Annotated in this window: 20 protein-coding genes; 11 read left to right on the top strand and 9 right to left on the bottom strand. The window is 68.2% G+C overall.

Features of this window, described 5'->3' with window-relative positions:
- Positions 1–92: 92 nt before the first annotated feature.
- From OG976_RS02815 to OG976_RS02795, 5 genes are read left to right on the top strand one after another with little or no spacing between them, the layout of a single operon-like run.
- Positions 93–902, top strand: a complete 810-nt coding sequence (locus OG976_RS02815; protein WP_328363095.1) for a hypothetical protein — start codon at positions 93–95, stop codon at positions 900–902.
- A 10-nt stretch (positions 903–912) separates the two neighbouring features.
- Positions 913–1,434: a polyadenylate-specific 3'-exoribonuclease AS gene (locus OG976_RS02810; protein ID WP_328357586.1), complete on the top strand. Its 522-nt coding sequence runs from the start codon at positions 913–915 to the stop codon at positions 1,432–1,434.
- Between the two features lie 52 nt (positions 1,435–1,486).
- Complete coding sequence (locus tag OG976_RS02805; protein ID WP_328357583.1) at positions 1,487–2,875, top strand: class II 3-deoxy-7-phosphoheptulonate synthase; 1,389 nt, start codon at positions 1,487–1,489, stop codon at positions 2,873–2,875.
- A 49-nt stretch (positions 2,876–2,924) separates the two neighbouring features.
- Complete coding sequence (locus OG976_RS02800) at positions 2,925–4,070, top strand: sensor histidine kinase (RefSeq protein ID WP_328357581.1); 1,146 nt, start codon at positions 2,925–2,927, stop codon at positions 4,068–4,070.
- Positions 4,067–4,711, top strand: a complete 645-nt coding sequence (locus tag OG976_RS02795; protein WP_328357579.1) for a response regulator transcription factor — start codon at positions 4,067–4,069, stop codon at positions 4,709–4,711. Before OG976_RS02800 ends, OG976_RS02795 begins: the two co-directional genes overlap by 4 nt.
- Here the strand turns inward: OG976_RS02795 and OG976_RS02790 are convergent.
- The 5 genes from OG976_RS02790 to OG976_RS02770 form a co-directional block, all read right to left on the bottom strand.
- A complete protein-coding gene (locus tag OG976_RS02790) occupies positions 4,696–6,237 on the bottom strand; it encodes a multicopper oxidase family protein (protein WP_442930409.1) in 1,542 nt (513 codons plus the stop codon). The two genes, OG976_RS02795 and OG976_RS02790, sit on opposite strands and share 16 nt — an antisense overlap.
- A 128-nt stretch (positions 6,238–6,365) precedes the next feature.
- A complete protein-coding gene (locus OG976_RS02785) occupies positions 6,366–7,676 on the bottom strand; it encodes an ABC transporter ATP-binding protein (RefSeq protein WP_328357573.1) in 1,311 nt (436 codons plus the stop codon).
- Between the two features lie 27 nt (positions 7,677–7,703).
- On the bottom strand, positions 7,704–9,443 hold the full coding sequence (locus OG976_RS02780; RefSeq protein ID WP_328357571.1) for an ABC transporter permease: 1,740 nt from the start codon (positions 9,441–9,443) through the stop codon (positions 7,704–7,706).
- A gap of 360 nt (positions 9,444–9,803) precedes the next feature.
- On the bottom strand, positions 9,804–11,255 hold the full coding sequence (locus tag OG976_RS02775; protein ID WP_328357568.1) for an LLM class flavin-dependent oxidoreductase: 1,452 nt from the start codon (positions 11,253–11,255) through the stop codon (positions 9,804–9,806).
- 81 nt (positions 11,256–11,336) lie between these two features.
- A complete protein-coding gene (locus OG976_RS02770; RefSeq protein ID WP_442930492.1) occupies positions 11,337–12,503 on the bottom strand; it encodes a protein kinase domain-containing protein in 1,167 nt (388 codons plus the stop codon).
- Positions 12,504–12,622: 119 nt separating this feature from the next.
- Between OG976_RS02770 and OG976_RS02765 the strand changes: the two genes are divergently transcribed.
- Complete coding sequence (locus OG976_RS02765; protein ID WP_328357562.1) at positions 12,623–13,027, top strand: Rv2175c family DNA-binding protein; 405 nt, start codon at positions 12,623–12,625, stop codon at positions 13,025–13,027.
- On the opposite strand, the gene OG976_RS02760 is transcribed toward OG976_RS02765, so the two are convergent.
- The 4 genes from OG976_RS02760 to OG976_RS02745 all read right to left on the bottom strand — a co-directional run bounded on the left by OG976_RS02760 (position 13,028) and on the right by OG976_RS02745 (position 17,117).
- Entirely contained in the window at positions 13,028–14,566 is a 1,539-nt protein-coding gene (locus OG976_RS02760) for an alpha-(1->6)-mannopyranosyltransferase A (protein WP_328357559.1), read from the bottom strand.
- Positions 14,567–14,570: 4 nt separating this feature from the next.
- On the bottom strand, positions 14,571–15,629 hold the full coding sequence (gene idsA2 / locus OG976_RS02755; RefSeq protein WP_328363092.1) for a bifunctional (2E,6E)-farnesyl/geranyl diphosphate synthase: 1,059 nt from the start codon (positions 15,627–15,629) through the stop codon (positions 14,571–14,573).
- A gap of 170 nt (positions 15,630–15,799) precedes the next feature.
- The gene (locus OG976_RS02750; protein WP_328363090.1) at positions 15,800–16,444 is read right to left on the bottom strand and encodes an LppM family (lipo)protein; all 645 of its coding nucleotides are present in this window, start codon (positions 16,442–16,444) and stop codon (positions 15,800–15,802) included.
- Positions 16,445–16,517: 73 nt separating this feature from the next.
- Positions 16,518–17,117 carry a GNAT family N-acetyltransferase gene (locus OG976_RS02745; protein ID WP_328363088.1) on the bottom strand — a complete coding sequence of 200 codons (600 nt, stop codon included), beginning with the start codon at positions 17,115–17,117 and terminating at the stop codon, positions 16,518–16,520.
- 272 nt (positions 17,118–17,389) lie between these two features.
- Between OG976_RS02745 and OG976_RS02740 the strand changes: the two genes are divergently transcribed.
- From OG976_RS02740 to OG976_RS02720, 5 genes are all read left to right on the top strand, one after another.
- A complete protein-coding gene (locus OG976_RS02740; RefSeq protein ID WP_328357556.1) occupies positions 17,390–17,797 on the top strand; it encodes a DUF3040 domain-containing protein in 408 nt (135 codons plus the stop codon).
- A 300-nt stretch (positions 17,798–18,097) separates the two neighbouring features.
- A complete protein-coding gene (gene mraZ / locus OG976_RS02735) occupies positions 18,098–18,529 on the top strand; it encodes a division/cell wall cluster transcriptional repressor MraZ (protein WP_328357553.1) in 432 nt (143 codons plus the stop codon).
- Entirely contained in the window at positions 18,504–19,658 is a 1,155-nt protein-coding gene (gene rsmH, locus OG976_RS02730) for a 16S rRNA (cytosine(1402)-N(4))-methyltransferase RsmH (RefSeq protein WP_328357550.1), read from the top strand. Before mraZ ends, rsmH begins: the two co-directional genes overlap by 26 nt.
- A gap of 2 nt (positions 19,659–19,660) precedes the next feature.
- A complete protein-coding gene (locus OG976_RS02725) occupies positions 19,661–20,734 on the top strand; it encodes a hypothetical protein (protein WP_328357547.1) in 1,074 nt (357 codons plus the stop codon).
- Positions 20,731–22,674, top strand: coding sequence for a peptidoglycan D,D-transpeptidase FtsI family protein (locus OG976_RS02720; protein WP_328357544.1), 1,944 nt, complete (start codon positions 20,731–20,733; stop codon positions 22,672–22,674). The genes OG976_RS02725 and OG976_RS02720 overlap by 4 nt, the downstream gene beginning before the upstream one ends.
- Positions 22,675–22,684 lie beyond the last annotated feature (10 nt).

Genomic DNA, 22,684 nt, shown 5'->3' with positions numbered 1-22,684 from the left:
CTGGCCAGCACTGCGCGTTTTCTTGGGTAAGTTCTCTGCTCGTGCCCCTCACCGTGCACTTCGACGTGGTCGCCCCAGGGCGGATTCCGCTGATGTGGTGCCTCATCGCGTTCATCGTCACGTTCTTCGTGACCAGGACGATCGTGCGCTACATCCGCAGCAACGCCGGCAAGACCGGCCCGCGCAAGTGGTGGCAGCCGCGCAACATCTCTGGCAAGGGCGGGTTGCACATCCACCACGTCGTCATCGGGATCGTGCTGGTGATGATCTCCGGGGTGACCATGGTTACGCTCGCGGTCGACGGTGGGATCGGCGAATTCACTGCCGCCGCAATCGTTTTCGGAATCGGTGCCGCCCTGGTGCTCGACGAGTTCGCGCTGATCCTGCACCTGGAGGACGTGTACTGGTCCGAGGACGGCCGAGCCTCCGTCGATGCGGTGTTCGCCGCCGTCGCAGTGACCGGGTTGCTCATCCTCGGGTTCAACCCACTGTCGTTCTTCGACGTCGGCATCTGGCGCGACGACGACTCGGTGGTGGCCCGAGCCACGGTGGTCGGGATGGCCGTGATGACCCTGGCGCTGGCGGTGATCGTGCTGCTCAAGGGGAAGGTGTGGACCGGTCTGATCGGCATGTTCATCACCCCGTTGCTGTTCGTCGGCGCGATCAGGTTGTCGCGTCCGCACGCGCCCTGGGCCCGCTGGCACTACCAGGACAAACCGAAGAAAATGCACAAGGCGCTGGAGCGGGAGCGCTATCTGCGCCGCCCGGTCGTGCAGGCCAAGCTGTGGCTGCAGCACATCATCGCCGGTGAGCCCAGCTTCCCGGCTGATTCCGAGGTGGACGCCGAACTGGATCGCGAGATCCACGCCGCGCCCGCCCCCCAGCAGGTTGCCGCGGGATAGGGTGCGGCCAGTGCGGTACTTCTACGACACCGAATTCATCGACAACGGGCGCATCATCGACCTGATCTCGATCGGGGTGGTCGCCGAGGACGGTCGTGAGTACTACGCGATCTCCACCGAGTTCGACCCCGAATCGGCAGGTAAGTGGGTCCGCAATAACGTGCTGCCCAAGCTTCCGTCGCCGTCCTCGCAGCTGTGGCAATCCCGCAGGCAGATCAGGGAGGGGCTGGAGAGCTTCTTCGACATCGACGGGGACGAGCCGATCGAACTGTGGGCGTGGGTGGCGGCCTACGACCACGTCGCGCTGTGCCAGCTGTGGGGCCCCATGACGAGCCTGCCGCCGCAGGTTCCGCGCTTCACCCGCGAGCTGCGCCAGTTCTGGGAGGAACGCGGCTGCCCCCGGATGCCCCCGCGGCCGCACGACACCCACGATGCGCTCGTCGACGCCCGTCACAACATGCGGCGCTATGTGCTGATGACCACCGGCATCGACCTCGGCGTGGTCCCCACCGACACCCCTATCCGCAGGTAGCCCTACCCGGCGGGTGGTCAATGCGGTTATTTCGCCCGGTTACCATGGACGGGTGAACTGGACCGTTGACGTACCGATCGAGCAGCTGCCGTCGCTGCCGCCGCTGCCCGCGGACCTGCGGGCGCGCCTGGACGCCGCGCTGACCAAGCCGGCCGCCCAGCAGCCCAGCTGGGACGCCGATGCGGCCAAGGCGATGCGGACAGTGCTGGAGAGCGTCCCGCCGGTGACCGTGCCCTCGGAGATCGAGAAGCTGTCGGCCCAGCTCGCCGCGGTGGCCCGCGGCGAGGCGTTCCTGCTGCAGGGCGGCGACTGCGCCGAGACGTTCGCCGACAACACCGAACCCCATATCCGCGCCAACATCCGCACGCTGCTGCAGATGGCCGTCGTGCTCACCTACGGTGCGAGCCTGCCGGTGGTCAAGGTGGCCCGGATCGCCGGCCAGTACGCCAAGCCCCGGTCCTCGGATATCGATGCGCTGGGGCTGAAGTCCTACCGCGGCGACATGGTCAACGGGTTCGCCCCGGACGCCGCCGTGCGCGACCACGACCCGTCGCGGCTGGTGCGCGCCTACGCCAACGCGAGTGCGGCAATGAATCTCGTTCGCGCATTGACCTCCTCGGGCCTGGCCTCGCTGCACCTGGTGCACGACTGGAACCGCGAGTTCGTCCGCACATCGCCGGCCGGTGCCCGCTACGAGCAGCTGGCCGGTGAGATCGACCGCGGCCTGAAGTTCATGAGCGCCTGCGGGGTCAACGACCGCAACCTCGACACCGCCGACATCTACGCCAGCCACGAGGCCCTGGTGCTCGACTACGAGCGGGCGATGCTGCGGATGGACAGCGAAGCCGAGGGTGGTCCGAAGCTCTACGATCTGTCGGCGCACTACGTCTGGATCGGTGAGCGCACCCGCCAGCTCGACGGCGCGCACGTCGCGTTCGCCGAGGTGATCGCCAACCCGATCGGGGTGAAGATCGGCCCGACCACGACGCCGGAACTGGCCGTCGAGTACGTCGAGCGCCTCGACCCGCACAACAAGGCGGGCCGGCTGACCCTGGTGAGCCGGATGGGCAACCACAAGGTGCGCGACGTGCTGCCGCCGATCATCGAGAAGGTGCAGGCCTCGGGTCACCAGGTGATCTGGCAGTGCGACCCGATGCACGGCAACACCCACGAGTCCTCGACCGGCTACAAGACCCGGCACTTCGACCGGATCGTCGACGAGGTGCAGGGCTTCTTCGAGGTGCACCGGGCGCTCGGTACCCACCCGGGTGGCATTCACGTCGAGATCACCGGTGAGAACGTGACCGAATGCCTCGGCGGCGCCCAGGACATCTCCGACAGCGATCTCGCCGGCCGCTACGAAACGGCCTGCGATCCGCGGCTCAACACCCAGCAGTCACTGGAGCTGGCGTTCCTGGTCGCGGAGATGCTGCGCGACTGAGCTTTTCGTGCGCCTATCCGGCACGACCGCGGGGCTTCGTTTGGGGGCCTTGGCGTTTCGCGTCGCACCACTGTTGATCGTGCCGGTGTTTCTCGGCCTCAGCGTATTTCCCGGCCGCTTCCACGTCTCGGTCGCCTACGGGCTGGTATCGGTCTGCGCTGCAGTGTGTTTCGCTGCGGGCTGGCGTTGGCCGACTCTGGCGTCGCTGGCGGTGTCGGCGCTGGCGGTTCCGCTGTTCGCCGCCGAAGCGTGGGGGCTGTCCGGCCTGGTTCCCTACCTGGGTGCGGTCGCGTTGGCCGACGTCGTTGCCCGCAGTGAACGCGCTGTGCCGGTCGTCGCCACCACCGCGGCATGGTCTGCGGCAGTTGTCGTCGGGAACGCGTTGGACGACCACACGTCGTTGCGCAACGCCGCCACGTTGGTCACCACCGCTGCGGTGGTCGTGGTGCCGGTCCTCGCCGGACTGTATCTGCGGGCGCAGCGGCGACTTGCCGACATGTACCGACAGCGCGCCGAATCCGCGGAATTGCAACGCGCGGCATCGGAATCGGCCGTGCGGTCACAGGAACGCACCGCGATGGCGCGCGAGCTACACGATGTGGTCGCCCATCACATGGCGTCGATGGTGCTGCGAATCGCAGTGGCACAGCACGCGATTCACGACGTCGCCCCGGGAATGACCGCCGTGCTCGACGATGTCCATGGCACCGCCTCTGCTGCGCTGGCAGACATTCGCCGGCTCAACGACGCGCTACGTGACCCGCAGCTGAGCGAGGTGGCGATGATCGAATCCGATGCGCTCTGGACCGAGATCGACGCCGCCGTCGCACGGACTGTGGCCGCGGGTTTCGACGTGCACGCACGCATCGACCGGGGGACAAGCGGATTGGATGTCATGTCCCGGCTCACCCTGCTGCGGGTGACGCAGGAGGCACTGACGAACGCGATGAAATACGCGGACGTGTCCGACCCGGTGGAGCTCACCATCGACAGCCGCAACGACGGTGTCGCGATCAGGGTCGCCAACACCTGTGCATCGTCGGGCCCGCCGAACGGCACCGGTCACGGGATCATCGGAATGACCGAGCGGCTGCACCTCGTCGCCGGCCGATTCGATGCCCGATCCGTCGACCGGCAGTGGGTGCTCGACGCATGGATTCCGCAACACGCCGCCGAGGCGGGGGGCACCCCATGACGGCCGCGATTCGAGTGCTGATCGTCGATGACCAGCGGCTGATCCGGGCCGGCCTGCGCATGCTGTGCGAGGCGACCGAGGACCTCGATGTGGTCGGCGAAGCCGCGGACGGCGAGCAAGCCGTCCGGTTGGCTGCCGAACTCACACCGGACGTCATCCTGATGGACCTGCGGATGCCCGGGGTGGACGGTGTGGCGGCCACCCGCCTGCTGACGTCCACCAGGCCGGAGTCCAAGATCCTGGTGCTCACCACCTTCGACGACGACGAGCATCTCTACCCGGCGCTGGCCGCCGGTGCGGCAGGTTTCCTGGTCAAGGACACCTCGCCGGCCCAGCTCGTCGAGGCCATCCGGCGCACCGCCGACGGCGACGTCACGGTGTCGCCACATCTGCTGCGGCGGCTGGTCGCCAGGGCGGTGACGGAAGCCGGCGCCGAGCGAGCGCCGCAGCCGGTGTCGCTGACGGCGCGTGAACGCGACGTGTTGGCGTTGATCTGCACGGGTTCGTCCAATCGGCAGATCGCCGAGGAACTTCATCTGGGTCTCACGACGGTGAAAACCCATGTGGCCACCCTGTTGGAGAAGACGGGCTGCGCCAACCGCGTTCAGCTCGCGCTCTACGGGTCTCAATGCATGGAGTGACCGCTGCCCGCGGGCATCTGTCCCTGCATCGGGGCGGGTGTCTGGCCCGGCGCGAGCACCAGGAACTGGCCCATCATCCCGCGGTCTTCGTGCATCGCCAGGTGGCAGTGGTACATGTAGGGGAAGGTCGGGTCGGTGTAGTCGGCGAAGCGTACTGCCAGCCGAATCCGCTGTCCCGGAGCGACATACACGGTGTCTTTGTATCCGGCGAGTGCCGGTGCAGGCGGCGACCCGTCAATGTCGATGACGCGGAACTGGGTGTCGTGCACGTGGAAGTTGTGCGGCCAATTGTCGATATTGCGCACCGTCCAGATCTCGGTCGTGTCGACGTATGCGTGGAAGTCGATGACATCCATGTTCATCCGCTGTCCGTTGATCATGAACCAGCGCAGGTCGAAGTTCCGCGTCGCTACCGCATGTGCTGTGTCGGGCGCGGGGATGGCCGCAAGCACCGCGGGCACCTCACCGCCGGATCGCAGTGCCGCACCGGCGCGTAGCTCCAGAATCTCGAAGGTGTCTTTCAGGCCGCAGCGCGTCGCCTCGGACGGGGACAATCCGGCGTTGTCGTCGAAGGCGAACGACCGCAGGGAAACGGTTGAGCCCGAACTCATGTCGACCACGATCTCCATCCGCTCACCGGGGCTCAGCCGGATTCGGGTGGCCTCGACCGGCGCCGGCAGCAGGCCCCCGTCGCTGCCGACGATGAGGAACGAGCGGTCGTCGCTGAAACCCAGGTTGTAGAGCCGACCTCCGGAACCGTTGAGGATGCGAAGCCGCACCCGTTGCGACCGGACCGGAAGGTACGCGTTGGCCACCCCATTGGTGACGATGGTGTTGCCCAGCAGTCCGACGTGTGTCGAATCCGACTCGTCCAGGGCGCCGGAGGAGGTGAACCGGCGGTCCTGGATGACCAGGGGAATGTCGTCGATACCGTAGTCATGCGGGAGCAGGCCCGACGACGCGTCGTCCACGATGAAGAAGCCCGCCAGCCCACGGTAGATGTGCTTCTCGGTCTCGCCGTGGGGATGTGGGTGATACCAGAGCGTCGCCGCCGGCTGGCGGATCGTCCACGTCGGTCGCCACTGCGCCCCGGGTTCGACGAGCTGGTGTGGGCCACCGTCGCACCGTGCGGGCACATGCATTCCGTGCCAGTGCACCGACGTCGGCTCCGGGAGTGCGTTGTCGAACTCCACGGCGACGGTCTCGCCGTCCCTGGCCCGAAGGGTCGGACCGAGGATCGCTCCGTTGTAGCCCCATGTCGGCGTCTGCTGCCCGGCACGGATCTCCGACGTCCCGGCGGCAGCCCGCAGCGAAAAGACCCGGGTCCCAGTGTCATCCACCGTCGACTCGGCGAGCGGGGGGATCGGCAGCGGACGCTTGCCGCCGTTGTTCGTCGGTGTGGCGCGCGAGCCGCCCGAGCAGGCGAGGGACAGCGCTATCGGGCTCGCCGCTAACCCGAGCAGGAATCCTCGACGAGACACCGGTGGCACGTTCACTCCCGAACAGACGTAGCTGGACACTGACATCCACAGTCTTCGGGGTCGTAGTGGTGCGGCGGATCGGCCCGGTGGCCGATCAATTCCGGGCAGATATCGGCCACCTGGCCCTTGATTCGGGCGTCCCGTTGCTGTACTGGTGCTGCCCCCGGTGCGCGCTAGGACGCCTGCCGCGCCACAAGTCCGGCCGCCGGGTCGGCGGTGATCTGGTCGGTGTCGGTGTCGTAGTCGAACAGTTCGCCGTAGCGGCCCCAGTTGATCGCGGTGTCCAGTTGACGTCGGGCCTCCTCGGGCCCGAAGCCGCGCTGCAGAAGATCGAGGAAGAAACCTGCGCGCAGGCTGCCGTCGGCGGAGCTGCCCAGGGCGCGGCAGATGGTCCGGATCAACGGCGCCCGCTCACGGGCCTGAGCAGCGAAAATCTGCTTGCTGGTCTGGATGTCGGCGCTGGTGAACTCCCGGCCGGTCGGCGTCACCTCCAGATCGGCGTCACTAACGGTGACCAGGCCCAGCAGGGCCGCGGCGTCGACGAGGGGCAGCAGATCGTCGATTTCGAAGTTGAGCTCCGCGGCGAGGTCGGGCAGGTCGGCGCGGCCGCCCTGGGCCACCACGATCTCGACGAGGCCGGCAAGGCCGCCCACGGTGGCGGCGGGCAGCGGGGTGCCGGTCGGCGTCGCGGTCGCCGGGGCGGCGCCGTCACCGGCTACTTCGGTTCCCGTCAGCAGGCCGTACAGCCGTTCCACCACCGCCGCGAAACCCGGTGAGCGGCGGTCGCGGGGGCGGGGCAGGTCGACGGTGACCTCCGCGCGGAGCCGGCCCGGGTTGGCCTCCAGCACCAGCACGCGGTCGGCCAGCATCACCGCCTCCTCGATGTTGTGGGTCACCAGGCAGATGGCCCGGGTGGGAAAGTCGTGGCGCCCCCACAGGTTCATCAGCTCGGTGCGCAGATTCTCGGCGGTCAGGACGTCCAGTGCCGAGAAGGGCTCATCCATCAGCAGCAGATCGGGTTCGAGCACCAGCGCACGGGCGAAGCCGACCCGCTGGCGCATCCCGCCGGATAGTTCCTTGGGGTAGGCGGACTCGAATCCGTCGAGCCCGATCACGTCGATCGCCTTCAGCGCGCGGGCATTCCGTTCCGCCGGTGCCAGCCCGCGGGCGGCCAGGCCGAGTTCGACGTTCTCCTGGACGGTAAGCCAGGGCATCAGCGCGAAGGTCTGGAACACCATCGCCGTTCCCGGATTGGCGCCGTTGAGTTCGGTTCCGCGGTAGCGCACCGAGCCGCTGGTGGGCGCGATCAGTCCGGCGATGGTGCGCAGCAGGGTGGACTTGCCCGAGCCCGACCGGCCCAGCAGGGCCACGATCTCGCCCTCGCGCAACTGCAGGCTGATGTCGTCGAGGACGAGCAGGGCTGCGTCACCGGCTCCGGGAAAGCTCTTCGTCAGGTGATCGATCTCGATCAGGATCTCCGACACAACGTACTCCTTGCGGTGAAAGATGGTTCAGGACAGCGAGTAGCGGCGTTGTGCTAGGTCATACAACCGCCGCCAGAACACCCGGTTGGTGGCCACCACGAACGTGCTCATGACAATCACGCCCACCAGGATCCGGCCGGAGTCACCGGCCGCGGTCGCGGCGGTGATGTAGGCGCCCAGGCCGGTCGCGGTCAAGGTGTTGCCGTGGTAACTGACCACCTCGGCGACGATCGAGGCGTTCCATGCGCCACCGGCCGCGGTGATGCCGCCAGTGACGTAGCTGGCGAAGATCGCTGGCAGGATCAGTTTGCGCCAGCGCAGGTTTCGGCTCAGGCGCAGGTTCGTCGACGCTTCCCGCAGATCGTTGGGGATCGCGCTCGCGCCGGCGATGACGTTGAACAGGATGTACCACTGCGATCCCAGCGCCATCAACAGCACACCGCCGATATTCAGGCTGATGCCGGTGGCGATCAGGGCGGCCGTCACCAACGGGAACAGGAAGTTCGCCGGGAACGAGGCGAACACCTGCACGAGCGGCTGCGCGATCCGGGAAACCTTGGGGTTCATCCCGATCCACACCCCGACCGGTACCCAGATCACGGTGGCCACCACGAGCACGGCCACCACCCGAGCGAAGGTGACCAGACCGAGCTGCAGCGCGTGGCCCACCTCACCGAACCCGACACCGTGGGCGATGTAGCTGAGCACCCGGTAGCCGCCGTAGCCGACCACTGCCGCCGTCGCGGCCGCGAACACCACGTCGCCCACCCGCCGCGGTCCCGCCGCGCTGCGCAGTGGCCGTTCCGCGCGACCGAACACCGCCATCATCCGGTCGATGGGGGCCACCAGCCGCCCGGCCGGAGCGGCCACCAGGTGGGGGATCTGCGAGCGGCGCAGCACGTCGAGCACGACACTGCGCGGCGCCTCGGCGCCCTCGGATTCCTCGATCCGGAAGCGTTCGGCCCACGCCGTCAGCGGCCGCCAGAACAGTGCGTTCACCGCGATCACCAGCACCACCATGACCACGACCGCCAGCAGCACCCGGCCCAGTTCACCGGCGTCGCCGGCAGCGGCGACATACGCGCCGATGCCCGGAAGTGCGACCTGATGTCCGTTGACGCTCAACGCTTCCGACGCGGTCAGGAAGAACCAGCCCCCGCCGAAGCTCATCATCGCGTTCCAGACCAACGGGATCATCCCGCCGGGCAGGTCGACGCGCCAGAATCGCTGCCACCGCGACAACCGCAGCAGCCGGGAGGCCTCGTCGAGGTCGCGCGGCTGTGACTTGAGCGAGTAGTAGAACGCGAAGGTCATGTTCCAGGCCTGGGAGGTGAAGATCGCGAAGATCGACGCGCATTCAAGTCCGAGCTCGGATCCGGGGAACAGTGCGATGAATCCGGTGACGGTGATGGACAGGAAACCCAGGATCGGCACCGACTGCAGGACGTCCAGCAGTGGGACGAGCACTTTCTCAGCCCTGGGCAGGCGGGCCGCAGCGGTGGCGTAGACGAAGGTGAACAGCACCGACAGGCCCAATGCGATGAACATCCGCAGCAGTGAACGAGCGGCGTAGTACGGCAGGCTCGCCGGATCGGTCGACACCGTCGCCGGGGCACGCTCGAGGGTCCACGGGACGTCTGCGCCCTTGGCGACGTGGACGATCAGCCACAACACCGCCGCCGCGCCGACGAAGACCACGACGTCGGCGGCCACGCCGGTGCGGGGCCGGCTGAGGGCTGCGCGGCTCGGAAACGTGTTCGTGGACACCGTAAATCACCTGACTTCTCGATCGCGACGTCGGCCTGTGGGGGACTCAGACACTGGACATGCCGTGTCATGCCCGTCAGAGATCGACCGCGTCGTCGAATCGGGTTGTCAGAACGTGAGAAGTCAGCCGCACATATGCGACACCCGCACGCGAGACAGCCGGGCATGGGGGCGGCTTCTACTTCCGTCTTCCATGTCCTCACCTCCTGCTGTCGATCGCTGCGGTTGTGGTGCGCCGTGGGGCGCGCAGAAAGTAGACCCCATCGAGGCCGCCTGGGTCAACCGGGAATCTGCTGAGTGTCGACTGGCAAAGTGCTTGACGGCGAGACCGTTTCGCGCGCCGGCACCGGCGGTGTGCGACTAGCGGCCGCTCACCGGTTGGGCTGCGGTGGACGCCGACGCCGACGGCACCGTCGAGGGCCTCTCGATGATCGTCGACTCCGGACCGCCCACCCGGTAGCGCGCGCCGCGATGTTCGGCCGGGAGCCGGTCGCCGCGGCCGAGCAGCTTGTTGCGCAACGTTCCCGGGGCGTACTCGGGTTGATAGGCGCCTCGCTCGGTCAGCACCGGAACGACGTGCTCGATGAAGTCGGCGAAGGTGCCGGGGGTGATCGCGTAGGCCAGGTTGAACCCGTCGACGTCGGTCTCGGCCACCCATTCCTGCAGTGTGTCGGCGACATGCGCACCGGAGCCGACGATCCGTGGGCCCATCCCGCCGATCTCGCCCCACTCGGCGATATCGCGCACCGCCCACTCGCGGCCGTCGGGGTCGGCGGACTGGAAGGCGGCCACGGCCGACAGGATCGCGTTGGAGTCGACGTTGCCGATCGGCTCGTCGAGCCCGTAGCGGGCCAGGTCCACGCCCATCCAGCCGGACATGAAGACCAGGGCACCCTCCGGGTCACCGTAGGACAGGTACTCCGCGTGCTTGGCGTGCGCTTCCTCATCAGTCGCGGCGGTGACGACGGTGGTCAGGTTGAAGATCTTGGCGGCGTAGGGATCTCGGCCGGCCAGCTCCAGTTCCCGGCGGATCGTCGTCACCGTCTTGGCCAGGATGTCCTTGGTCGGTGCCGCGGTGAAGATGGCCTCGGCGTTCTCTGCGGCGAAGCGGACTCCGCGAGGTGAGGAGCCGGCCTGGAAGATCACCGGTGTGCGTTGCGGGGACGGCTCCGACAGATGGACTCCCGGCACGCTGAAATGCGTTCCCGCGTGACCGATGTGGTGCACCTTCGCGGGATCGGTGAACACACTGCGGTCCCGGTCGCGGACCACGGCATCGTCCTCCCAGGATCCCTCCCACAGTTTGTAGAGCACCTCGAGGTACTCGTCGGCGTGGTCGTAGCGCGCGTCGTGGGCGGGCTGGTCGGTCTGGCCCATGTTGCGCGCGGCGGCGGGCAGATAGCCGGTCACGACGTTCCAACCGATCCGGCCCTTGGTGAGATGGTCCAGAGTCGACATCCGGCGGGCGAACGGATAGGGATGTTCGAAGCCGGTGCCGGTGGTCAGGCCGAAGCCCAGGTCGCGGGTCACCAACGCCATCGCCGAGACCAGCAGCAGGGGATCGTTGACCGGGATCTGAGCGGCGTGCCGGATCGCGGCCTCGTCACTGGCGCCGAAGACGTCGTAGGTGCCCAGGACATCGGCGATGAACAGCCCGTCGAATCGGCCACGCTCGAGCAGCTTGGCCAGCTCGGTCCAGTACTCGAGATCCTTGTAGCGCCAGGATTGGTCGTCGGGGTGACGCCACAATCCGGGGGACTGGTGGGCGACGCAGTTCATGTCGAAGGCGTTGAATCGGATCACTCGGGTCACCGCCGCAATACTTGTCGCGGACGGCTGCGGGATCACCGGTTGGGCTCAAACCGATTGTATTTCCGCACGGCTACGGCGCTGCTAGTTTCCGAGCAGGCCCTGCAGATTGGTGCCAAGCGTCCATGCGCCGGCGGCCACCAGGCCGGTCAGGATCAGGACGGTCAGCAGCCAGAACAGCACTGCACGCCGGGCCCGCTGGCGAGCCCAGATGAAGTCGTTGATGTCGATACCCGCGAATTGGCTTGGCGGCTGCCCATATTCGTCATAGTCATCGGGCTGTGCGGGATCGTCGGGCTGGTCGGTGGGGGAGGGCTGCCGATCCTCCGGTTCACGGATGAGCTGGCGGGTGGGGTTCTTGACCGGCTGCCCGGGCCCCGGTGCCGGTCGGTGTTCGGTGGTGGGCTGCTCGGCCAGCCGGCTGTGATAGGCCGTCGCGGCGGCATGCTGCGCCGAAATCTTCGGGGCGGGAACGCGGAACTTCGGCAGCGCCAGTTCCGCGGCGATCGCGTCGAGTTCGGCACCCATCTCGGCGGCGTCGGCGTAGCGCCGGCCCGGATCGCGGGCGGTAGCGCGCGCGACGAACTCGTCGAACTGCGGCGGCACCCCGTTGATGACCGAACTCGGCGCCGGCACGTCGGCGTCCATCCGCTGATAGGCCACCGTCAGGGGATTGTCGCCGCTGAACGGTGTTGCGCCGGTGAGCAATTCGTAGGTGAGTGTGCCGACGGCATAGACGTCGCTGCGCTGGTCTGCGGTGCCGCTGCTGACCTGTTCCGGCGACAGGTAGGCGGCGGTGCCCAGGATGACGCTGGTGGAGGTGATACCCGCCTCGGCCACCGCACGTACCAGGCCGAAGTCGGCGAGCTTGACCTCGCCGTCGTCGGAGATCAGCACGTTCTCCGGCTTGATGTCGCGGTGCACCAGACCGGCGCGGTGTGCCACCGCCAGGCCGCCCAGCAGCGGCCGCAGGACGGCCGCGGCGGCGTGCGGCGGCATGGGGCCGCGTTCGGCCAGCAGCTCGCGCAGCGTGCCTCCGTCGATGAGTTCCATCACCAGGAAGGGATGCCTGGCGTCCAGGCCCTGGTCGTAGACGGCGACCAGGCCGGGGTCCTTGAGCCGGGCCACGGCTCTGGCCTCGCGCTGGAATCTGGTGAGGAACTGGCTGTCGCCGGCATACCGGGCGTCCATCACCTTCAGCGCGACCGGGCGGTCCAGGCGGACGTCGAGGCCGCGGTAGACCGTCGACATCCCGCCGGTGGCGATCGGAGTCTCCACGCGGTACCGGCCGTCCAGCAGCGCGCCATCGAGCGGGTCCGACGTCACCGACACATGGTACGTGGCGGTCGGAGCCGTTCTAGACTGACGCTGTGAGCAGCATTCCCGCCGGTGATGACGTCCTCGATCCCGGCGAACCCCTTTACGACCTGCCCAAAGTTGCCGAGTTGCTGCACCTGCCGGTGACCAAGGTGCATCAGCAGCTGCGCGACGGACATCTCGTGGCCCTCCGGCGCGGCGGCGTGCTGATGGTGCCGCAGGTGTTCTTCAGCGACCGAGGCCAGGTGGTCAAGCCGCTGCCCGGGCTGCTGGCCGTGCTGCGCGACGGTGGCTACCGCGAGACCGAGATCCTGCGGTGGCTGTTCACCCCCGACCCGTCGCTGACGCTCACCCGCGACGGGGCGCGCGAGCCGATCAGTAACGCCCGCCCGGTCGATGCCCTGCACGCCCACCAGGCGCGCGAGATCCTGCGTAGGGCCCAGGCCGCGGCGTACTGATCAGGCGCCGGCCGACACCCCGGCTACGTCCTCGGCGTCGTCGTGCGGCGGCGGCTCCTCGGTGCGGTACAGGGCATACCAGGCCGCCAGCGCACACGCCGTGGCCAGCAGGACGTGGATCCACGAATACATGCCGTGTGAACCGTCCGGCTTGAAGATCACCATGATCCAGGTGGAGAACCCGGCGATCAGGGCGATCGCCCTCCTGGACTGGGCAAGTGCTGAGACCACCGCCAGCGGCCAGGTGTAGTACCACGGCAGTGCGGCCGGGACGAACAGCACCACCACCAGCATCGCCCAGGCGATACCGGTCAGCGCCTCCCGGTCGTTGTGCCGAAAACGCCACCACAGCAGGGGAAGTGACACCGCGATGACGCCGATGCCGACGATCCGGGTGACCTGCAGGACGGCGTAGAAGTTCACCCCGAACAGCAAGCCGCCGACGGCGTTGGTCAGGTTGGCGATCGCGGTGGGGATGGTGAGCCAGTTGATGATCTTCACCGAACCGGCCAGCGCCGTCAGCCAGCCCAGGCCCACCCCGGCGAGGGCTGAGAGCACGGCGAACACCGCAATGAACACCGCGATGGCCGCGGCCGTCGCGGTCGCGAAAGCTCGTGGTGCAGAGACATTTCGGCTGTCCTTGAGATGGCGCATCCATACCCACACCATGAACGGCAGGGCCAGCACCGCGGTGGCCTTCACCGCCACCGCGACGGCAATCAGGATGGTGCCCGCGACATGATGGCGCGCAAAGGTCAGGGCGATGCCGGCCATCATCATGCCGACCATCAGCATCTCGTTGTGCACCCCGCCCATCAGGTGGATGATCACCAGCGGGTTGAGCACACAGATCCACAGCGCCACCGACCCGTTCGCGCCGACATGCCGGGCCACCCGCGGCGCCGCCCAGATCAGCAGTGCCAGCCCGGGCAACATGCACAGCCGCAGCAGCATCGTGCCCGCCACCACGTGGTCGCCGACGAGCATGGTCACGAACTTGGCCACCAGAATGAACGCCGGACCATACGGTGCGGTCGTGGTGGTCCAGATCGGACTTACGTTGTCCAGCAACGAGTTGTCGTTCTCGATCGGCCCGACCGCATAAGGGTCGAAGCCGTCGCGCAGCAGCGCGCCCTGGGCCAGATACGAGTAGGTGTCGCGGCTGAACAGCGGAACGCTGAGCAACAGCGGAGCCAGCCAGAACCAGGTGGTGGCCTTCAGCGCGTACTCGGTGACCCCGGTGTGGATCAGCCGACGGCCCAGCCACAGCCACGCCAGCAGCATCATCACCACGCCGCCCCACAGCAGGACCGAGGACACCACCAGGCCGTGGCCGAACCGCAGCCAGGACAGGTGCAGCGACTCCAGCACCGGATCGTGCTGGCGGGTGCTGCCGGCGCCGAGTCCGCCGATCGTGATCAGGAGCGCACCGAGGAACCCGAGCAGGGCAGGCCGTCCCTCGTCGCCGGACGCGAAGGCCCTCAGTCGCGACAGGCCAGAGTGGGCCGGCGTCGGTGTGGTCGGTGTCGTGCGTGACATGGGTCTAGGCCGACCGGTCGACGGCCAATCTGGCGAGCTCGGTCAGTCCCGCCTTGGCCGGCGCGTTGATCGGTGCGCTGTCCAGAAGCGCCAGCCCACGACGTGTCAGTGTCGAGATGTGGTCCTCCACCGCGGCCAGTGCACCCACCGACTCGATCACCCCGCACAGTTCACGTACCTGGGCGTCGGTCAGGTCGGTGCCGATGCCGCGGCGCAGCAGGTCCGCTGCGGCCCGGTCGGTGGCATCGGCGCGCTCCAGGGCCTCGGCCAGCAGTACGGTCCGCTTGCCGGAGCGCAGGTCGTCGCCGGACGGCTTCCCGGTCACCGCGGGGTCGCCGAACACCCCGAGCACGTCGTCGCGCAGCTGGAACGCCACCCCGAAATCGGTCCCGATCTCGTGGAACAGCTCTTGCACGTCAGGCCGGTCGGCGGCGGCTGCCGCACCGAACTGAAGGGGCCGCGAGATCGTGTACGAGGCGGTCTTGAAGGTGTTGACGTTCATCGCCGAGGCGATCGACTCCGCGCCGCTGGATTCGGCGACGATGTCGAGGTACTGCCCGCCGAGAACCTCGGTGCGGATATCCGACCACACCCGCTGCACCCGCAGCTGGGTCTCGCGGGGCACGTCGACTCCGGCGACGATGTCGTCGGCCCACACCAGCGACAGGTCGCCGAGCAGGATCGCCGCGGACCGGCCGAACTGCTCGGGGGAGCCGCTCCATCTCTGGCTGCGGTGCAGCTCGGTGAAGTGCACGTGTGCGGTGGGCATGCCGCGCCGGGTGGCCGAGTCGTCGATGACGTCGTCGTGCACCAGGGCGCAGGCGTGCAGCAGTTCCAGGGCGGAGAACAGCAGGAAGATGTCGTCGTCGACGGCGGTGCCGGGATCGGCCGTGACCGCGCGGTAGCCCCAGTAGGCGAACGCCGGGCGCACCCGTTTGCCGCCGCGGAGCACGAAGTCCTCCAGCGCGGCGATCAGGCCGTCGTAGTCGCTGCCGATGTAGGCGGCCTGCGCGCGGCGCTGGGCTAGGTAACTGCGCAGTTGCTCGGTGACGGCGCTGGCCAGTTCGACGGCCGACGGAGCTGTTGCTTCGACGCTCAGCGCGACGCCCCTTCCTGTGTACGTCCCGACCTTTGGCGGGTTCAACCAGAGTAGAGCGTGACCGCTGTTTTGCCCTACCTAGCCCTATTTCGCCGCCCTATACGCCGCCCTATTCGCCGCCCTAGTCGCCGGCCCTACTCGTCGCCCTGGTCGGCGCTGGCGAATCGGGGTGACTGGTCACGGCTGTGCCAGGCCAGGGTGCCGATGAGCCCCGCGACGACCAGCGCAGCCAGCCCGAGCCACAGCGCCGCCGCAGTGAACGACCGGGTGCTCGGGTCGGTGACGCGGGCCTGGGCGCTCATCGTCGACACCACGCCGGGCTTGAGCTTCCATGCGACGACGTCGGTGTCGATCCGGTCGCCGTTGGTGGAGGTCACCTCACCGGGAAAAGCCACGGTGAACTGCACGTCGGCATCGGGGTCGCTGAGGTTGGTCAGGTCCACGCGGCCTTCCAGGATCACCAGGTTCCCGGCGCGGCGCAGGGAGATGTCCACCCCGGTGGCTTCCCGGTTGAGGTTGGCCAGCTGGGGGACCTCGGCAAAGGTCAGGTCGGAGAACACCGCTTCGGAGCCGACGTAGTCGTCGGACTCGTACTTCGAGACGGCGACCTTCTGGCTGAAGGGCACGTTCAGGTCGAACTGCGGCCCCTGGTCGTCGTTGTTACGAGGTTTTGCTGCGGCGACGATCTGGCCGGAGACCCGATCGTCCGGTGTGACGGTGATCGAGGCGTGGACCCGGATGCAGCCGACCATCAGTGGCGCCACGATCAGCAGCAGCATCGTCAGTGCGCGCAGGCGGGGTCGGTTGGACACGAGGGGTATCGTGCCAGACCCGACGCGGTGGCGTGCCCACTCACAGCGGCAGGGCGCGTCCCAGGATCGCGAAGGCCCGCGGGTCGCCGGCGAAGTGATAGCCCCGGATCACATCGACGAACCCCAGCCGCCGGTACAGCCGCCACGCGCGGTTTGCCTCGCCGATGATCTCCGGCGTCGACAGCAGGACGTTGGATTCGTGGCGTCCGGCCAGCAGCCGGCGGGCCAGGGCCTCACCGAGTCCGCGGCCCTGGGCCTGCGGATGGATGTGCAGCTCGGTCAGCTCGAAATAGCTGCTCATCAGGTCGCTGATGTCCTCGGGCGGCACGCCGACACGGTGAAGTCCGGTGACGACCTGTTGTTGCCACCATTGGTCGGGCGCCCCGCAGTAGCCGTAGGCAATGCCGAGCAGGGGTGCGGCATCCAGCTGGGTGGCCGAGGGCTCCGACCCGGCGGCGGTGTCGGTCTCGACCGCGGCGACGGCCTTCCAGCCGTGCCGCCGGGTGTGCTCGAGCCACATCGAGGCCCGCTGGCCCTCGGTTCCGCGGGGATATCTCATCGCGTCGACGTACACCGTCAACGCATCGTGAAGGCGGCGTTGCATGTCGGTGGGCGACAGGTCGATGAGGAATGTCGCCAACGCCTGGGAGCCCTTCTTCGCGTGCAGATCGGTCACGGGTACACCGCCATTATCTTCGTACCGGCCCCGGCGCTTCGGCCCGACCGGTGACGGCAGCCTGACATCGCCGCGGCAGTGGCGGAACAACAGCAGGACATGGCTACAATCGGGAAGACCAACTAGGTGGTACGGCGCACCTTCACCTCGTATCATTTGGTTAGTTGCCCGGCACGTGCTGGGCTGCCATGTCTTTATCGCCAATCGTGACCGGCTGTGTCGGCAAGGAGGGACGAATGCCACTCTCCGATCATGAGCAGCGCATGCTCGATCAGATCGAGAGCGCTCTCTATGCCGAGGACCCCAAGTTCGCCTCCAGCGTGCGGGGCGGGAATCTGCGGGCACCGTCGACGCGGAGGCGCCTTCAGGGTGCTGGTCTTTTCGTCATCGGCCTGGCCATGTTGGTCTCGGGAGTGGCGTTCAAAGCCACGATGATCGGAAGTTTCCCGATCCTGTCGGTGCTGGGTTTCCTGGTCATGTTCGCCGGCGTCGTGTTCGCGATCACCGGCCCGCGGGTTGTCGGCGGCCGCGACGGCGGCCCGTCCGGTCCGAGTCCGGCGGGTCAGCGCCAGCGCCGGGTCAAGGGAGCCGGTTCGTTCACCAGCCGTATGGAGGATCGCTTCCGGCGTCGCTTCGACGAGTGACCGCGGATCCGATAACGGGGTAGCCACCAGGCTGCCCCGTTTTTTTGCGCCCAGATCGGCGCTACGAGTGTCGCTTTTCGGCGCGCGCTCACACACACCCCCCACCATGCCCCACCGGCCGTTGATCAGGCCTTTTGACCTCTACGACCGGTCTGTTGCCACCCCCAGGGTGCTTCCTGGTGGGAGAAGGTGGTGCAGACACCCCGAAATGCACCTGCAACGTGGCGCAAAGTGGGGGAATGTGGGGTATTGTGGCGGTTAACGGAGCGAAGGAGGCTCCGGGGCGTAGGAGGTGCGGGGATGTTTCTCGGTACCTACACGCCCAGGCTCGACGACAAGGGGCGGCTGACACTGCCCGCCAAGTTCCGCGACGCGCTGGCAGGAGGGTTGATGGTCACCAAAAGTCAAGACCACAGCCTGGCTGTCTATCCGCGTACGGAATTCGAGCAGCTGGCCCGGCGGGCCGCGCAGACCTCGCGGAGCAATCCGGAGGCCCGTGCGTTCCTGCGCAACCTCGCAGCCGGCACCGACGAACAGCATCCTGACGCGCAGGGCCGGATCACCCTGTCCGCCGACCACCGCCGCTACGCGAACCTCTCGAAGGACTGCGTGGTGATCGGAGCGGTCGACTTCCTCGAGATCTGGGATGCCCAGGCCTGGCAGGAATATCAAGAGACCCACGAAGAGAACTTCTCCGCGGCCAGCGATGAAGCACTCAGCGACATCATCTGACCTGGCCCGTGCATCGTGGCCTCTGCCCGAACCGACCCTGACGTACTTCCCCAACGCCAGGTTCGCCAACTCGGACAGGGACCTCGGTGCATGTGCACCGTCTGACTTACCGGGAGGTTCTGTCGTGGTTGACACCGCCGACCACGGACACATCCCCGTACTGCTGGACCGCTGTGTCGAACTCCTGGCTCCCGCGCTCACCCGTACCGCCGCCGACGGATCCGGTGCCCTTCTCATCGACGCCACCCTCGGCGCGGGCGGCCACGCCGAGCGCTTCCTGACCGACTTCCCCGGCCTGCGCCTGATCGGCCTGGATCGCGACCCCACCGCGCTGGCGAAGACGGAGCAGCGGCTGGCCCCGTTCGCCGACCGCATCACCCTGGTCCGGACCCGCTACGACGGGATCGTCGATGCGCTGGCTGAAGCAGACTGCGCGACAACTGAATCCGTCGACGGAGTGCTGTTCGACCTGGGTGTCTCCTCGATGCAGCTCGACCAGCCCGAGCGGGGCTTCTCCTACGCCAAGGACGCCCCACTGGACATGCGGATGGACCCCGAGGCGCCGTTGACCGCAGCCGGGATCCTCAACACCTACGAGCGCGCTGAACTGACCGATATCCTGCGCCGCTTCGGCGAGGAGAAGTTCGCCCACCGCATCGCCGGCCTGATCGTCGAGCGCCGCAAGCGTGCCCCGCTGACCACCACCAGCGAACTGGTGGAGATCATCTACCAGGGCATTCCCGCCCCGGCGCGGCGCACCGGCGGCCATCCCGCCAAGCGCACCTTCCAGGCGCTGCGGATCGCGGTCAACGCCGAACTCGACTCGCTGACCGCGGCGCTGCCTGCCGCGCTCGCGGCCCTGCGACCCGGCGGCCGGGTGGTCGTGATGGCCTACCAGTCGCTGGAGGACAGGATCGTCAAGACCACCTTCGCAGAGGCGACGGCCTCGCGCTCACCGCAGGGTCTGCCCGTCGAACTGCCCGGCTACGAACCGGAATTCATGGCGCTCACCCGCGGTGCGGAGCGGGCCGACGCCGACGAGATCGAACGAAATCCGCGTAGTGCGCCGGTGCGGCTGAGGGCCGTCGAGCGCGTCACGACTGGCAACCCGGGACGGGGAGGGAAGTAGTCATGAAGGTCGGGCGCAAGGAAGCCGGTCCCGCGGATCGCGAGAAAGACAAGAAGGGCAAGGGCACCGCGGCACGGCGGCGCAGCACCGAGGGCGCGACGCGCAACGCGCGGCCCCGCGGCGGGGCATCGGCCCGCCGGCCTTCCGAACCTCGTGCGCTCAAGCAGGGTCCGCAGACCGCCCCGATGCCGCGGCCCGTCGAGCGCCCGGCCCGGCCCAAGACCACCAGTCAGGCCAAGGCCCGCGCCAAGGCGCGCAAAGCCAAGGCGCCCAAGGTCGTCCGCGTACCCTTACGCGAACGGCTGATCGCCCGACTGGCCACCATCGACCTTCGCCCGCAGACCCTGATGGCGAAGGTGCCCTTTGTGGTCCTCGTCATCGGATCCCTGGGGGTCGGGCTGGCCGTCACCCTGTGGCTGTCCACCGACGCCGCGCAGCGGTCCTACCAGTTGGGCACCGCGCGGGCCACCAATGAGGCACTCACCCAACAGAAGGAAGCGCTCGAGCGGGACGTACTCGAGGCCGAGTCCGCCCCGGCGCTGGCCGAAGCGGCCCGCACTCTCGGCATGATCCCCTCGAAGGACACTGCTCACCTGGTCCAGGATCCGTCGGGCAACTGGATCGTCGTGGGCAAGCCGAAGCCGGCCGAAGGTGCGCCGCCGCCGCCGCTGAACTCCAAGCTGCCCGATGAAAGGCCGCCTGCCCCAGCGGCACCGGCGCCACCGGCCGCCCCGAAACCGCGCCCGGGTGCCGCCGAGGTGCCCACCCGGATCACGCCGCTGGCGGGTCAGCTGCCCGCCGCCGGTGCTGAAGTCCCGGTGCACCTGCCGTCGGCCACCGATCACGCCCCGGCGGCCGCGACGCTGCCCGGCCCGCCCGCCGCGCCCGGCCTGACCCTGGTCCCGGTGGACCCGCAGGCGACGGTGCCGCCGGCGATCGTCGCCCCGGTCACCGGGCTGCCGCCCGCACTGGCCCCGCAGCTGCCGGTCGGGCAACCGCCTGCTCCGGCCGACGCTGCTGCCCCCGCTGCGGCCCCCGTCGTACCTGCGGTGCCGCCGACCGGAGGAGCCCAATGAGTCGTAGTCCCAAGCCGGGCCCGCGGGCCGCCGGCAGCAGCAGGAAGCGCGCTGCGCTGCCCGCGAAGGCACCCGCCACCGGCCAGGGACACGCCGCCACGGCACGTCGCACCCGTCAGGCCACCGAAACCGAATCGCGCACAGCCGGATTCGCGTTCCGCCACCGGGCAGGCAACGTCGTCATCCTGGTGGCGCTGCTCGTCGCCGCCGCACAGCTGTTCAACCTTCAGGTGCCCAAGGCCGCGGGTCTTCGGGCCGAGGCGGCCAGCCAGCTCAAGGTCACCGATGTCGAGAAGGCGGTGCGCGGCAGCATCGTCGACCGCAACAACGACAAGCTGGCCTTCACCATCGAGGCCAGGGCGCTGACCTTCCAGCCCGCCAAGATCAAAAAGCAACTCGCCGAGGCCAAGCAGGCCTCGCCGTCGGCTCCGGACCCCGACAAACGGCTGGCGGAGATCGCCAAGGATGTCTCGGCCAAGCTCGGCAACAAGCCCGATGCCGCCACACTGCTCAAGAAGCTGCGCAGCAACGAGCCTTTCGTCTATCTCGCCCGCGCGGTCGACCCGGCGATCGCCACCGCGATCATCAAGAAATTCCCCGAGGTGGGCGCCGAACGACAGGATCTGCGCCAGTATCCCGGCGGGGCCCTGGCGGCCAATATCGTCGGCGGCATCGACTGGGACGGGCACGGCCTGCTCGGCCTCGAGGACGCGATGGACTCCCAGCTCGCCGGCACCGACGGCTCCATCACCTATGACCGCGGCTCCGACGGAGTGGTGATTCCGGGCAGCTACCGCAACAAGCACGACGCCGTCGACGGCTCGACCGTGCAGCTGACCCTCGACGACGACATCCAGTTCTACGTCCAGCAGCAGGTTCAGCAGGCCAAGGACGTCTCCGGCGCCAAGAACGTCTCCGCGGTGGTGCTCGACGCCAAGACCGGCGAAGTGCTGGCGATGTCCAACGACGACACCTTCGACCCGAGCCAGGACATCGGCCGTCAGGCCGACAGGGAGATGGGCAACCTGGCGGTCACCTCGCCGTTCGAGCCGGGGTCGGTCAACAAGATCGTCACCGCGTCCTCGGTCATCGAGTACGGCCTGTCCAATCCCGACGAGGTCCTGCAGGTGCCCGGTTCGATCGACATGGGTGGGGTGACCGTCGGTGACGCCTGGGCGCACGGCGTGATGCCCTACACCACGACCGGCGTGTTCGGTAAGTCGTCCAACGTGGGCACCCTGATGCTCGCGCAGCGGGTCGGGCCGGAACGCTACTACGACATGCTCGGTAAGTTCGGCCTCGGCCAGCGCACCGGCGTCGGCCTGCCCGGTGAAAGCTCCGGCCTGGTCCCGCCCATCGACCAGTGGTCAGGCAGCTCGTTCTCCAATCTTCCTATCGGCCAGGGTCTTTCGATGACCCTGCTGCAGATGGCGGGGATGTACCAGGCGGTCGCCAACGATGGTGTGCGCATCCCGCCGCGCATCCTCAAGGCCACCATCGCCGAAGACGGCACCCGCACCGAGGAGCCGCGGCCCGCCGGTATCCGGGTGGTCTCGCCCGACACCGCCCGCACGGTCCGCAACATGCTGCGCGCCGTCGTGCAGCGCGACCCGATGGGCTACCAGCAGGGCACCGGTGCCGCCGCGGCGGTCGAGGGCTACCAGATCGCGGGCAAGACCGGCACCGCCCAGCAGATCAATCCCGCCTGCGGCTGCTACTACAGCGACGTCTACTGGATCACCTTCGCCGGGATGGCCCCGGCCGACGATCCGCGCTACGTCATCGGCATCATGATGGACAACCCGCAACGCAATGCCGACGGCTCGGCCGGACACTCGGCGGCGCCGCTGTTCCACAACATCGCCGCCTGGCTGTTGCAGCGGGAGAACGTCCCGTTGTCGGCCGACCCCGGACCGCCGCTGACCCTGCAGGCCATGTAGTAGCCGGGCG

The organism is Mycobacterium sp. NBC_00419 (assembly GCF_036023875.1).
In the GTDB taxonomy this organism is placed as follows: domain Bacteria; phylum Actinomycetota; class Actinomycetes; order Mycobacteriales; family Mycobacteriaceae; genus Mycobacterium.
Note: the sequence above shows the minus strand (reverse complement) of the source record. Positions and strands in the feature narration are given on the sequence as shown.